Annotated in this window: 12 protein-coding genes; 6 read left to right on the top strand and 6 right to left on the bottom strand. The window is 44.6% G+C overall.

Going from position 1 to position 11,898, the window contains the following annotated elements:
• Positions 1-9: 9 nt before the first annotated feature.
• Both CH376_RS12715 and CH376_RS12720 read right to left on the bottom strand, forming a co-directional pair.
• Positions 10-450 (bottom strand): LIC_11090 family protein, encoded by a 441-nt coding sequence (locus CH376_RS12715; RefSeq protein WP_100784177.1) that lies wholly within the window; start codon positions 448-450, stop codon positions 10-12.
• On the bottom strand, positions 447-749 hold the full coding sequence (locus tag CH376_RS12720; protein ID WP_100784485.1) for a sulfate transporter: 303 nt from the start codon (positions 747-749) through the stop codon (positions 447-449). The genes CH376_RS12715 and CH376_RS12720 overlap by 4 nt, the downstream gene beginning before the upstream one ends.
• Positions 750-875: 126 nt before the next feature.
• Between CH376_RS12720 and CH376_RS12725 the strand changes: the two genes are divergently transcribed.
• From CH376_RS12725 to CH376_RS12735, 3 genes are all read left to right on the top strand, one after another.
• Entirely contained in the window at positions 876-2,954 is a 2,079-nt protein-coding gene (locus CH376_RS12725; RefSeq protein WP_243394668.1) for an O-antigen ligase family protein, read from the top strand.
• A complete protein-coding gene (locus CH376_RS12730) occupies positions 2,951-3,859 on the top strand; it encodes a glycosyltransferase family 2 protein (protein ID WP_100784179.1) in 909 nt (302 codons plus the stop codon). Before CH376_RS12725 ends, CH376_RS12730 begins: the two co-directional genes overlap by 4 nt.
• 122 nt (positions 3,860-3,981) lie before the next feature.
• The gene (locus tag CH376_RS12735; protein WP_100784180.1) at positions 3,982-5,307 is read left to right on the top strand and encodes an adenylate/guanylate cyclase domain-containing protein; all 1,326 of its coding nucleotides are present in this window, start codon (positions 3,982-3,984) and stop codon (positions 5,305-5,307) included.
• Here the strand turns inward: CH376_RS12735 and CH376_RS12740 are convergent.
• Complete coding sequence (locus CH376_RS12740; RefSeq protein ID WP_100784181.1) at positions 5,304-5,594, bottom strand: YciI family protein; 291 nt, start codon at positions 5,592-5,594, stop codon at positions 5,304-5,306. The genes CH376_RS12735 and CH376_RS12740 overlap by 4 nt on opposite strands.
• A 325-nt stretch (positions 5,595-5,919) precedes the next feature.
• Here CH376_RS12740 and CH376_RS12745 point away from each other — a divergent pair, with 325 nt between their 5' ends.
• Positions 5,920-6,987 carry a CARDB domain-containing protein gene (locus CH376_RS12745; RefSeq protein WP_100784182.1) on the top strand — a complete coding sequence of 356 codons (1,068 nt, stop codon included), beginning with the start codon at positions 5,920-5,922 and terminating at the stop codon, positions 6,985-6,987.
• A gap of 283 nt (positions 6,988-7,270) precedes the next feature.
• Here CH376_RS12745 and CH376_RS12750 read toward each other — a convergent pair whose 3' ends face one another.
• The gene (locus CH376_RS12750; RefSeq protein WP_100784486.1) at positions 7,271-7,819 is read right to left on the bottom strand and encodes a metal-dependent hydrolase; all 549 of its coding nucleotides are present in this window, start codon (positions 7,817-7,819) and stop codon (positions 7,271-7,273) included.
• Between the two features lie 64 nt (positions 7,820-7,883).
• On the bottom strand, positions 7,884-8,486 hold the full coding sequence (locus tag CH376_RS12755; RefSeq protein ID WP_243394669.1) for a glutathione S-transferase family protein: 603 nt from the start codon (positions 8,484-8,486) through the stop codon (positions 7,884-7,886).
• A gap of 289 nt (positions 8,487-8,775) precedes the next feature.
• Here CH376_RS12755 and ilvD point away from each other — a divergent pair, with 289 nt between their 5' ends.
• The gene (gene ilvD, locus CH376_RS12760; RefSeq protein ID WP_100784183.1) at positions 8,776-10,458 is read left to right on the top strand and encodes a dihydroxy-acid dehydratase; all 1,683 of its coding nucleotides are present in this window, start codon (positions 8,776-8,778) and stop codon (positions 10,456-10,458) included.
• Positions 10,455-11,003 carry a nucleoside 2-deoxyribosyltransferase gene (locus CH376_RS12765; RefSeq protein WP_100784184.1) on the top strand — a complete coding sequence of 183 codons (549 nt, stop codon included), beginning with the start codon at positions 10,455-10,457 and terminating at the stop codon, positions 11,001-11,003. The genes ilvD and CH376_RS12765 overlap by 4 nt, the downstream gene beginning before the upstream one ends.
• An 18-nt stretch (positions 11,004-11,021) precedes the next feature.
• Here CH376_RS12765 and CH376_RS12770 read toward each other — a convergent pair whose 3' ends face one another.
• Positions 11,022-11,798, bottom strand: a complete 777-nt coding sequence (locus tag CH376_RS12770) for a YARHG domain-containing protein (RefSeq protein WP_165781681.1) — start codon at positions 11,796-11,798, stop codon at positions 11,022-11,024.
• Positions 11,799-11,898 lie beyond the last annotated feature (100 nt).

An 11,898-nucleotide genomic window follows, 5' to 3' on the forward strand; every position in this document is an offset into this window, starting at 1 on the left:
AATCGAAATTTAGGAGAATTGAGGCGGTTTGATGAGGGGAAAAGAGGAGTTAATTCCAGTATTCAAATCTTTGAATATTCTAATTTCCAGAAGATCGGAAGCCGGTTCCACGATCCAAAACGTTTCCGTATTGAAAAGAACGGAATAAAACGCGCTCAGCTGAGACATTTTATTTTCCGATTTTTTACACGCGCAGGTATGAGTTTCGCCCGATTGCGCGGAGTGACAGTCCGGAAGTTTTTTAGAATCGTGAGTTTCTTCCGAAACGCTTCGAACCACTTTTGAAAAACGATCGTCTTCCGTGTTTGCGTGTTTTTGAACCCGACTTCCGTGATTGCATTCGCAGATCTTCGCCTGTTCGGCGAGAACACAACCGAAAAGACCGCTCGAAAATACTACCGCTTGAAAGAGGATCGTGATCGAGAGGGAAACGGAAAGAAGACGTTTCATCCCAAATTGATCTTGAGTTTGGAAAGCACCAACTGCAATCCTTCGCTCAATTTTACTTCCGAAATTTGGATTTGTTCTTTTTTCAGGTCGGATATAAATTTAAGAATTCGGTTGAGAACCATGGAAGGAATCGCAACGACCGGAGTCAGATCCAAAAGTACGGAGTTCGGTCGAATTTCACGGATCTGCGAAAGAATGATTTCGATTTCCTCGGATTCCACGGAGCAGATGTTCTTACGAAACTCCACGCGAAACAGATTTTTATCGGGGTAGATTGTGGATTCTTCCAGTTGTTGCATAAAAGAGAACTTACATACAACTATTTCAGAAACGAGTTTTTCATGGAAACAAAAAAATCCCTTTCGGAATAAGAATCGATATCTCCGGCGCAAGAGAATCGTTTTATCGTTTCGGAAAAAATCCTTTTGAATTTCTCTATCCTTATGCAAAGTCAAAAACGAAATCCGGTCTTTTTCGATTTTTGGAACCGAGATCGAAAGACGATATTTTGGATCGGATTCGCACTTTTGCTTCTTCTTCCCTTGTTGAGCTTTTATCCGTGGAAATATAGAATCCTTTTCACCGCTTTCACTCTATTATTCGTCCTGATCGATCTGAATTCTCCGTTAGTCGCCACAGCGATTCTCGCCGGTTCGTCCGTATTTTTCGGAAATCATCCCGGCGGAAGGTTTTTAGAACTCCAGGATTCCCTTTGGATTTTTTGGTCCGTTCGCGGAATCGTAGAACTCAAACTTTCCGGAACGGCGGTCTTCTCTCTGGAATTTTGGAAACGTCCGATCGGAATTCTTCTCTCCGCCTTTTTTGCCGCCGGAATTTTGAGTCTTCTCGCCAACCCCGAACTTCTCGCCGATCTTCGATTCTATCAAAAGGGATGGTTTTGGTTTTTGCATTCCACGGAACTCGAGCCTTGGTATCCGATCAAACTTCTCGGAATCGGAATTCTGTTTTGGATCGGATGGAATACGAGAAGGGAATGGCTGCGTGAAAACGAAAGGCCGGATCGTCTCTTGGATTTTTGGGCGATCGGAATGGGGGTCGGTCTTTTTATCGTGGTTCTTGTGGGATGGATGGAATATTTTTTCCCTTTCGTAAAATCCAAGTTAGACGCCTATCACCTTTGGTTGGACGGCTACAAACTGGTCGCGCTTCCGCATTCCTATTTTGTCTGGATGAAAGAGCTGCAGACGAATTTTGCGATCCAATCCTTATTTTGGAACCGAAGCTGGTTCTCAGTTTCTCTCGTCTCAAGTCTTCCCTTTGTGTTCTACTTGCTCTTTCGATTTACGGGAGAATCCGGACTGGAAGAACCACAAGATTCGGCTTTCAAAAACTTACAAAGTAAGAATCGAATCCGAATCTTTTCGTTGTTCGGAATTTTTATCGTCCTTTCGCTAACGTTTGTCTGGATCGGAGCCAGGGGAGGGATGTTTTCCTTTGCGATTCTCTGGATTTGCGCGGGAGTTTATTTACTCTTCTTTCAATTGATAAAAAACGAATCCGTTCAAAAGACCGCGGTTCGTTTCGGAATTTTAGCGCTGATCCTTTGCGGAATCGTCTTTCCGATCCTGATCGTTTATACGAACTTCGGCGCCGCCGATCCGGAACGTCTTTCTCATTTCCGAGCCGGATGGAAGTTGTTTTTAAACAAACCTCTGTTCGGCGGAGGGTTCGAGTCGTATGGTTGGTACAATGAATGTTGTCTTAGTCAAACCGGAAAGGAAAGTCTCTATCATACAACGCACAATCAATGGATCCAAGTTCTATCGGGTCTCGGAATTTTGGGCGGAATCCTGTTCATTCTTCTCTGGGCTTTTCTTTTGGACGCCGTCGCTTTTCCCGGAGGAAAAAAGGAAAAGCCGATTTACGTTCGAGCGTTATATTTCGGATCCGTTCTTTCCGTTTTTGTTTATTCCTTTTTTCAGGAATGGTTTTATCTCAAGGCCGTTTTTTTGCAGTGGATCGTTTTGTTCGGTTATTTCGGAAAAGACGCTTCCGATAAAGAAGAATATTATTTATATAGAATATTCCAAAAAAAGAATCTATTGAAAACGGTCTTGATTCTTATTTTATTTCTTTGTGTTTCCCTTTTCTTTTTTTCCACAAAAATGTTTCGTTCCGGGATTTATTTTCCGCCCGGGGGGAAATCGGATATCGCGTGGATCTTGGAAGGTAAAAGCCGGCTCGTTTTAGTGTCTAAGTTTGATTTCTATACCGTAATCCCGAACTTGAATCTTCCCAACGGAGTTTCCAAGATCGATATCGAGGGAGGACATAGAGTCGTGGTTCCATTTATGAAAACGATGGTTCCGAGAGACAACCCTGAATTTCAAACGATCGAAGGCGAGAATATTCTAAAATTTGAATGTACGATCGATGGAGAACGGAATGGATGGAAAACGCTTCGGTTCTGGAGTCCCGAGGTTTTGGATCCGGAACCCCGGAAAATTTGCGCTCAATATTCGATCGAAAAAAGTCTTCTATGAGTTTTCTTCCGATCACGGTCGTCATTCCCACATACAATCGGGAAAAAAAGATTTTAAACTCGATAGAAAGCGTTCTTCGTCAGACAAAAGTTCCGCAGGAAATTCTGATCGTGGACGACGGTTCTACAGACGCGACCGTCTTTAGTATCAAGGAACGGTTTTCTAATTTTTTGGAAAGAATCCGAATTCTTTCTCTCGAGCATCGCGGAGTGAGCTTTGCGAGAAACCGCGGAGTGGAAGCGGCATCGACGGATTGGATCGCGTTTCTAGATTCGGACGACGAATGGCTTCCTAACAAATTGGAAAGACAATGGGACGTTCTGAAAAAACATCCGTCGATACGGATTCTTCAGTCCTTGGAGATTTGGATTCGAAACGGAAAACGCGTGAACCCGCCCGTTTATCTACAAAAGAAGGACGGATCCATATTCGCAGAAAGTCTTGAGTTCTGTGCGGTCACTCCTTCGTCAGTCATTTTGCGGAAAGATCTTTTTTGGGAAAACGGAGGGATGGACGAAAACTTACCCGCCTGCGAAGACTACGATCTTTGGTTGCGGGTCAGCGCTTTCAATCCGGTCGCGTTGTTAAGCGAAGAACTTTTGATTCGATACGGAGGTCACGAGGATCAGCTTTCGTTTCGATATCCGGTGATGGATCGATTTCGAATTTACTCCATTCTAAAATTATTAAATACTCATCCATTGACCCGAAAACAAAAAGAGCAAGCGAAAGCAATTCTGTTTATAAAGTGGAATGTATTAAAACAAGGAAGGATCAAAAGAAACGTTTGGAACGAAACCTTGGATCTGCTTTGGGAAAGAACATTGGAAGAAGGTTTGTCGTCCGAGTCCGGAAAATCATTGCAAAAGTTTTTGCTTACAAATGAAAACTGGACGAGAAACTGATCCGATTCGTTTCGTTTTTTGTCTTTGATTTGATTTCTGGTTTCTTTTTATCCGCGATTGAGAATTGTATTTCCAACTCGGATCCCATCGTTTTACAATCGAGATCCAATGGAGAATCAGAAATGCTCAAAGGTTTTCAAGAACTCATTCAAAGAAAAAAAGCGCTCATGATGGATACGCTTTCTTTTGAAGTTTTAAAAAGTGAAATCGTTCGGACTCGAATTTTATTTCGTTTCTTTTTTGCGGCGAGTATCGTTGTAGGAGTCGTTTATTTTCTGATCGGCGCTCGGATGACGAAAGAAGTCGGAGTTCGTCTTCCCTTTGAAGCGATCGTTCTGACCGGTCTCGGGATTTCGCTCTACGAATTCATCGTTTATAAAGTTTTTCAGTTGTATCAGAAAAAACGGAAAGTGGTCTTTCCTCCCGCAAGATTCGTGAACGCATTTGTGGAGATTTCTTTTGTCACCTTGCTTCTGTGGCTGAACATCAATTCTTTCGATTCTCCTCTGATTCCGCTCTATTCACCCGCGCCTTATATTTATTTTATCTTTATCATCCTTTCCGTTTTGCGTCTCGAATTTTCATTGAGCGTTTTTACGGGTTTGATCGCCGGCGTGGAATTGTTCGCTTTAGCGTTTGTTTATATTCCCGCGAGTCAGACGAAGTTTGAACTTCAGTTTTTCAATTCCTTTATGCCGTTTTTCGGCAAGGGGGTTCTTCTGCTCATGGGTGGAGTTGTCTCCGGATTTGTCGCGGTTCAATTAAAAAGGACCTTGATTTCGGCAACGGACGCTGTTCAGGAAAAGAATAAGGTAGTCGGAATGTTCGGTCAGTATGTTTCTCCCGAAGTTGTGGATCGACTTCTTGAGCAGAAGAGCGAGAATTTTTCCGAGTTCAAACACGTATGCGTGATGTTTTTGGATATCCGCAACTTCACGAGATTCTCCGAAAAACGATCTCCTGGCGAAGTTATTGATTATCTCAATTATCTTTTTACGCATCTGATCGATATCGTGAATATGCACAACGGTATGATCAATAAATTTCTCGGAGACGGTTTTATGGCCGTGTTCGGAGCTCCGATCTCGGACGGAGCCAACGACATTCACAACGCGGTCAACGCGTCCTTGTCGATTTTAAAAAAAGTGGAACAGCTCAATCTGGAAGGGAAAATCCCCGAAACGAACATAGGGATCGGCTTGCATTCCGGCGAAGCGATGACGGGTAACGTGGGATCCGAAGCCCGCAAGGAATATACGATCATCGGAGACGTGGTCAATCTCGCTTCGAGGGTCGAACAGTTGAACAAGGAATTTCAGACGAAATTTTTAGTCACACAGGCGGTTTTCGACAACGTGAAAGACAAGGTTCCAGGAAGACATCTTTCTTCGATTCATGTAAAGGGAAGAGAAGAGCCCGTGGACGTCTACGAACTCGCAAAACTCTAAAGCCAGAACTCGAATTCTTTCTGGTATTTGACCGGATTCCACTCGATGAATTGGTATTCGGCGACTCCGTTCGTATAAAAAGGATCTTGGCGGCAGAACGCCTCCAGGTCCTTTCTCGATTCCGCCCTTGCGATTAAAATTCCTCCGCTTCTCGGTTCCTGAGGACCGGACGCGAGAAGAATTTTTTGTTCGTATCCTTTGGAAAGAAAAGCCCTGTGTTCGGTCACGTGTTGATCTACGATTTCGATCGGGGTGAGATAGCGGAGGACGACGATAAACTGTTTCATTGGAAATTTTGCCTTCCGGGTTCGAATCTTTCGAGAACAACCCACTTATCACTTTGATTGTTCCATAAAATTGAACCGTCTCACAGCTTTCCACAAGGTTATTTAAAATTGGATTGATTTTAAGAAATTGTGGGAACTCCCGCAAACTCGACGCATAGTTCGTAATTGACAGGAGGGCTCTCAAAAAGGAACGAATCTTTTTACGAAAACCGGACGTTCGACCGCAAAAAGACTTCCGTTTTTTGTCTCAGTTTCGAACTCGAAGTCGTATGTTTCATCCACAAGAGAGGCGGACAAATGAAAGCCTTTCTTAAAGGAGAATTTTATGACTCTAGATTTTAGAACAAAAGCGAAAACGATCCTTATTTTGATTACCCTTCTTGTTTTTGCTCGATGTAATCAAAATTCTCAAAGCGGGGAGGAAATGATTCCACTTCTTTCACTTATAACCAACGCGGGAAATACGAACGGAATCGAATATGAAACGGCCGTTAGCGGATCCAACCTGGACAACCCCGTTCAGTCTGAAATGATCCTGAATCCTTCATTCGACCCCGCTTCCTCTTCCGGAGAGGGCCCGGATCTAATTCCGACCGGGATTACGAATTTTTACACTCTTCCGGCCGGCCAGACTTTTCTGGAAGGCGTATTCGTCATGAATTATGGAAACGTCGCGGTGAAAGGAAATACCACTTCGCAAACCGGTTACAAAGTAGATTACCTTCTTTCTAAAAATCAACAATCGAACCAAGAGGCTCCGATCCGATTGGGAACTTTGAGTGTTACCAAGGATTTGGCGCCGAGACAAGGGGAATATCAGTTGGAAAGACTTCAGATTCCAAAAAGCCTATCTGCGGGAACCTACGATCTTTGCGCAAAAGTCGATCCTGAAGAAGTCGTTTTGGAATCGAATGAAAACAACAATACATTTTGTGTTTCTATGAAAATCACCAATCCCTCCTTAGAATTGCTTCCCGATTTAGTAATTCCTCGGGCTTCCATCTACCCGAGCGGAATGAAATGTAGAGCGGGAAAGCCGATGCTTTTTATTACCGCCGAAGTGAAAAATATCGGAAAGGCCGCAAGTCCTCCGGCATTACAGGTTGGACTTTTGAACGCACTTGATACAAGAGGCGAAGTATGGGGTGTAGGAAACGGTGTTTGGGGAAACGGAATCGGACTGGAATCGATTCAACCCGGTCAAACCGTGACTGTTACCTTTCCGATCTATTATTTGGAAAAAGATCCGTTGTTTATGGAAGGTCCGCACACTTTTGATTTGAGAGTCAATCGTGGTAACTGGATTCAGGAAATGGATATAAAGAACAATGGATACAAGAAGAGTTTGGAAATTACGATTCCGGAAGGATACTGCAAAAATCATCCCGGTTGAAAAAAATCAAACTTAGTAATGAGAATCGTTCGGGACGAATCTGAAAGTCTCGAACGATTTTTTTTGAATCCGAACATTAGAAAAAATGAATTTTCTTTTCGTTCGATTTCAATCACGACGTTCCCGCCTAACGTCGAAAAATCCTAAACGTCGCGCGATGGACAAGGAAGAATCCGAATCAAGAGGAGGCGGTAAAACCACAAAACAAACGAATTTTGCCTCGATTAGAATTCAGAGGTCCCGATTCTCGAGAGAAATACCGGTAAAGTCCCGGCTCGATTCGTCAGTTTTCGGCCTCTTTTTTCCCGTTGCGGACACGACTCGCTAAAGTTCGCAGTAAAAAAAACGAAACGGAAATCGATAGAAGTGGAACCCAAACTGTGATCCATTCCGATTTCAAAACGGAGAGCCCGCGTTCAGTCAAAAAGTTTTTGATTCCGATCGGGGAAACACGGATCGGCCTGAAGTCGAAAAAGAAACGTTCGGAAGAATAGGGGATTAAAAATCCTACTCCAAGTCCTCCGCTCGTCATCGCGTCCAGAACTCCGTGCGAAACGATCGAGACGCATAAAAACAAAAGAACAACCCCGATTCTCGCTCGAAACCATCGCACCAATACACAGGCGAAGAGAGAAAGGAAGAATCCGAATAAAATCGAATGACTGAATCCCCGATGACCCAAATCGTCTTCATACGGAATTCCGAATTTAAACGCGATCACATCCGCGTCGGGAAGAATCGAAAATAAGATCCCGACCAAAAGCAATCGTCCTGGAATGAATTTATTTCCGAATGCGATCCAAAAGGAGATCGGAACCGCGGTGTGAGTCATAATCGTAGGCATATTAAAATTCCTGAATGTTTTAGATGCGGGCGAACCTAATTGAACGAAAATTTCATCTTGGGATCGAGATCATTTTCGGAAAACTGCGGACGTTCTCCAGCCATCTTCGAACGTTCGGAAATCCATCGAAGGAAAATCCTCCGTCTTCCGCGACGTGCGAATAGGCGTACAACGCGATATCCGCGATCGTCAATCGTTCGCCCACGAAAAAATTCTTACCCCGGAGATGATCTTCCATAACCGAGAATGCCTTGTTGCCCTTGATGTGATTGTTTTCCAGCACGGAAGAATTCTCCCTTCCATCCGCCGCGTATTTCATCAACCAGCGATTGACCGCGACAAAGGGTTCGTGACTGTATTGTTCAAAGAACAGCCATTCTAAGATCCGAGTTTGTTCGAGTAGGTCCTTGGAAAACAACGGAGTGTCTCTTGTGAGATAGTAGAGGATCGCGTTCGATTCGGGGATATTCGTTCCGTCCTCGAGCTGAAGTACGGGAATTTTTCCGTTCGGGTTGATTTTTAGGAATTCGGAAGTTTTCGTCTCTCCCTTTCTCGTGTCGACTTCGATCCATTCGAACTGTTGATCCAAAAGAATCAGCGCGGTTCGTATCTTATGGCAATTACCGGATACGGTCATTCCGAAGACTTTATACACGATTTCACTTTCTCCTAGGCTCGGATTTGAAAAACGATTTTTTGACCGAAGCCGCGAATGTATTTCCTTTTTTGAAAGGAATTCTCCGCTTTCGATAAATTCTTAAAAGCCGTTTTGACTTTTCCATTTGACCAGAGGGAGAGTCCGCAAAATTGTACTTACAGCGTGTCCCGAAATTCCAGTTTTACTGGATCAAAAAGACAAGCCGCAGGAATTCTATTCCAGCATTGGAATCGATTTTTATAAAACCCGATACGATCGTATTTCGGAAGAGAAGTAGGATTTAAAGATGAGCGATAACCTGAAAAAAAGAAGTTCCATGACGACCGACGGAGACAACCGCGCTCCGAACCGCGCGATGTTGCGCGCCGTGGGTTTTACGGATGAAGACTTTCACAAACCGATGATCGGAATCGCTTCCACTTGGAGCGAAATCACCCCTTGCAATATTCATATCAATAAGCTCGCAGAAAAAGTGAAAGAAGGAGTCCGCACGGCGGGAGGAGTTCCTCAGATCTACGGAACGATCACCGTGTCGGACGGAATCATGATGGGACACGAGGGAATGCACTTTTCCCTTCCTTCGAGAGAAGTGATCGCGGATTCGATCGAAATCGTTTCGAACGCGATGAGACACGACGGTGTGATCGCGATCGGCGGCTGCGATAAAAACATGCCGGGTTGTTTGATGGCGCTTTGCAGACTCGACGTTCCCTCTATTTTTGTCTACGGGGGAACCATTCTTCCTGGAAACTGCGACGGACACGACGTGGATATCGTTTCCGTTTTCGAAGCCGTGGGACAAATCAACGCCGGAAAAATTTCGAGAGAAGAATTCGTCCGGATCGAACAGAGCGCGATTCCCGGCGCCGGAAGCTGCGGCGGAATGTACACCGCGAACACGATGTCTTCCGCGATCGAGGCCTTGGGAATGAGTCTTCCCGGTTCCGCTTCCATGCCCGCCGTCAGTTCCAGAAAGTCGAACGACTGCTTCGAAGCCGGCAAGGCTTTGATAGAACTCATCAAAAAGAACATTACTCCGAAGCAGATTCTTACCAAAAAAGCGTTTGAGAACGCGATTACCGTAGTTCTCGTGTTAGGCGGTTCGACGAACGCAGTGCTTCATTTGATCGCGATCGCGAAGGAGATCGGAGTGGATCTTACTCTGGAAGACTTCGATCGTATCAGTAAAAAAACTCCTCACCTCGCGGATTTAAAACCCGGAGGAAAATATTCTATGACCGATCTGGATAAGGTCGGAGGCGTTCACGGGGTGATGAAATATCTTCTCAAGGAAGGAATGCTTCACGGGGATTGTCTGACCGTAACCGGAAAGACGATCGCGGAAAATTTGAAGGACATGTCCGACCTCGTTCCAAATCAGACGATCGTTCATAAGAAAGCGGACGCTCTGCATCCGTCCGGCCCGCTCGTAATCTTAAAGGGAAATCTCGCACCGGAGGGCGCAGTCGCGAAGATTTCCGGATTGAAAAAGATTTCGATCACCGGTCCGGCGAAAGTGTTCGAATCCGAAGACGACTGTTTTAACGCGATTATGAACGATCAAATCAAAGCGGGGGACGTGATCATCATTCGTTACGAAGGTCCGAAGGGCGGACCCGGTATGAGAGAGATGCTCGCGGTTACTTCGGCGCTCGTCGGAAAAGGACTGGGAGAGGATGTCGGTTTAATGACGGACGGTCGTTTCAGCGGAGGAACCCACGGTCTTGTGGTAGGACATATTTCTCCGGAGGCGTTTGACGGAGGTCCGATTGCGATCGTCCAAAACGGAGATACCGTTACGATCGATTCTACGAAGAATCTTCTCCAACTGGAAATTTCTCAGGAAGAAATCGACAAACGACTGAAAAACTGGAAACCGATGGAACCTCGCTACAAATCCGGAGTTCTTGCAAAATACGCGAAGTTGGTTCAGTCGGCGACGAACGGCGCAATCACGAATCTGCTTTGAAAACGATCTATCTTGCGGGGCCGGAAGTGTTTTTACCCGAAGCTCTTTCGGTTCTGGAGGATAGAAAATCCCTTTGTTTCTCCGCCGGCTTTCAGGCGCTTTCCCCTTTCGATTCCGACATTCCGAGAGACTTAGAAAGAAACCGGGATCTCGCTCGAAAGATTTTTTTTGGAAATTGCGAACTGATTCGCAAATCGGATATCGTACTCGCGAATTGTAATCCGTTTCGCGGACCTCTCGTCGACGACGGGACCGCGTTCGAAATCGGATACGCGTTCGCGCTCGGAAAAAATATCTACGGTTACGCGAAATCGCTTCCTCCTTTGCCGGAAATCGTAAAGGGATCGATTTCCACGTTTCCTCATTCTTCCGGTTACGAGATGGACAAGGACGGTTATTTGTTAAACGAAGACTTCGGTAATTCCCTCAACTTGATGCTGCAATACGCGATCGAGAACCGAGGAGTTTTGGTCGAAGGAGAATTCGAAGACGTCCTGAAGGAAATCGCCGAAAGGGAATCGGTCTTTGGCAAAGAGAAGAATTAAGAAATCGGGAAAAATTTCTCATTCGTTGTTGACTACGACTTCCTTTTCCACTTGTCCCATACTTTTAAAATAAAATCTCGTGTTGTATAAACTTCCTTCCAGATAAATGTAAATCCATTCGGAGATATAACTCGTCTGCGGAACGGACTGTGTCACCGAGACCAATCTCTGATTTTCCAAAACGTATTTTGTGGAACAGATCTCTTGGTTGATCGAATCCATGGAACATTCCAGAATTCTAATGAATTGTCGATCCATGGACGGCGCGAGTGTATAATATTTTTTGAATTCGATTTCTCCGCTTTTTGCCATTCCGATCGAACCGAGCAGTTTTTCCTCGTTCGGTTTTCCGGCGACCCGTATTCCGGTGATGAATATTTCCTCGGACCGGTAAGGGATGTCTTTCGTATTTTTGTCGATTTGATTTTGGACAAGATCGTTCTTTAGGAAGGTTCTTTCAATCGTTTCATAATATTCTAATTTAGATTCGTCCCATTGAATTTCGTTTATTAGGAATTTTGCGTATTTCTGAGAGTATTCTTTTTCTTGGAGGAGATATATTTCAGCGAGATCTCGGTCCTGTTTCGACAGGTTCGGTGTTTTTGCGGCAGGACGATACCAATCGATTTTTCTAAAATAGGAGTCGAGTATTCGATTCTTGAATCTGTGGCCCTGCTTTGCGTAGAGCTCGTTTCTTTTCAAGATGAGATATGCGATTTGTTTGTTTCCAATTTCGGAGAAGACGGAAAAGGAAATGCCGCCTAGAAGAAAGAGAAAGAATATTTTTCGAGTCATGATGGTCCGTTTTGCAACTTTTCGATCGAAATCTTTGGTCTTTTTGAAATCCCTTGTAAGAGGTTTGAAAAATTTCGTTCGACAAGAGTTGCTTTTACAA

This window comes from Leptospira adleri (assembly GCF_002811985.1).
GTDB lineage: Bacteria > Spirochaetota > Leptospiria > Leptospirales > Leptospiraceae > Leptospira > Leptospira adleri.

Coding starts and splice junctions, on each gene's coding strand:
- CH376_RS12715 (WP_100784177.1), bottom strand. CDS start 450: ATGAAACGTCTTCTTTCCGTTTCCCTCTCGATCACGATCCTCTTTCAA.
- CH376_RS12720 (WP_100784485.1), bottom strand. CDS start 749: ATGCAACAACTGGAAGAATCCACAATCTACCCCGATAAAAATCTGTTT.
- CH376_RS12730 (WP_100784179.1), top strand. CDS start 2,951: ATGAGTTTTCTTCCGATCACGGTCGTCATTCCCACATACAATCGGGAA.
- CH376_RS12735 (WP_100784180.1), top strand. CDS start 3,982: ATGCTCAAAGGTTTTCAAGAACTCATTCAAAGAAAAAAAGCGCTCATG.
- CH376_RS12740 (WP_100784181.1), bottom strand. CDS start 5,594: ATGAAACAGTTTATCGTCGTCCTCCGCTATCTCACCCCGATCGAAATC.
- CH376_RS12745 (WP_100784182.1), top strand. CDS start 5,920: ATGACTCTAGATTTTAGAACAAAAGCGAAAACGATCCTTATTTTGATT.
- CH376_RS12750 (WP_100784486.1), bottom strand. CDS start 7,819: ATGACTCACACCGCGGTTCCGATCTCCTTTTGGATCGCATTCGGAAAT.
- ilvD (WP_100784183.1), top strand. CDS start 8,776: ATGAGCGATAACCTGAAAAAAAGAAGTTCCATGACGACCGACGGAGAC.
- CH376_RS12770 (WP_165781681.1), bottom strand. CDS start 11,798: ATGACTCGAAAAATATTCTTTCTCTTTCTTCTAGGCGGCATTTCCTTT.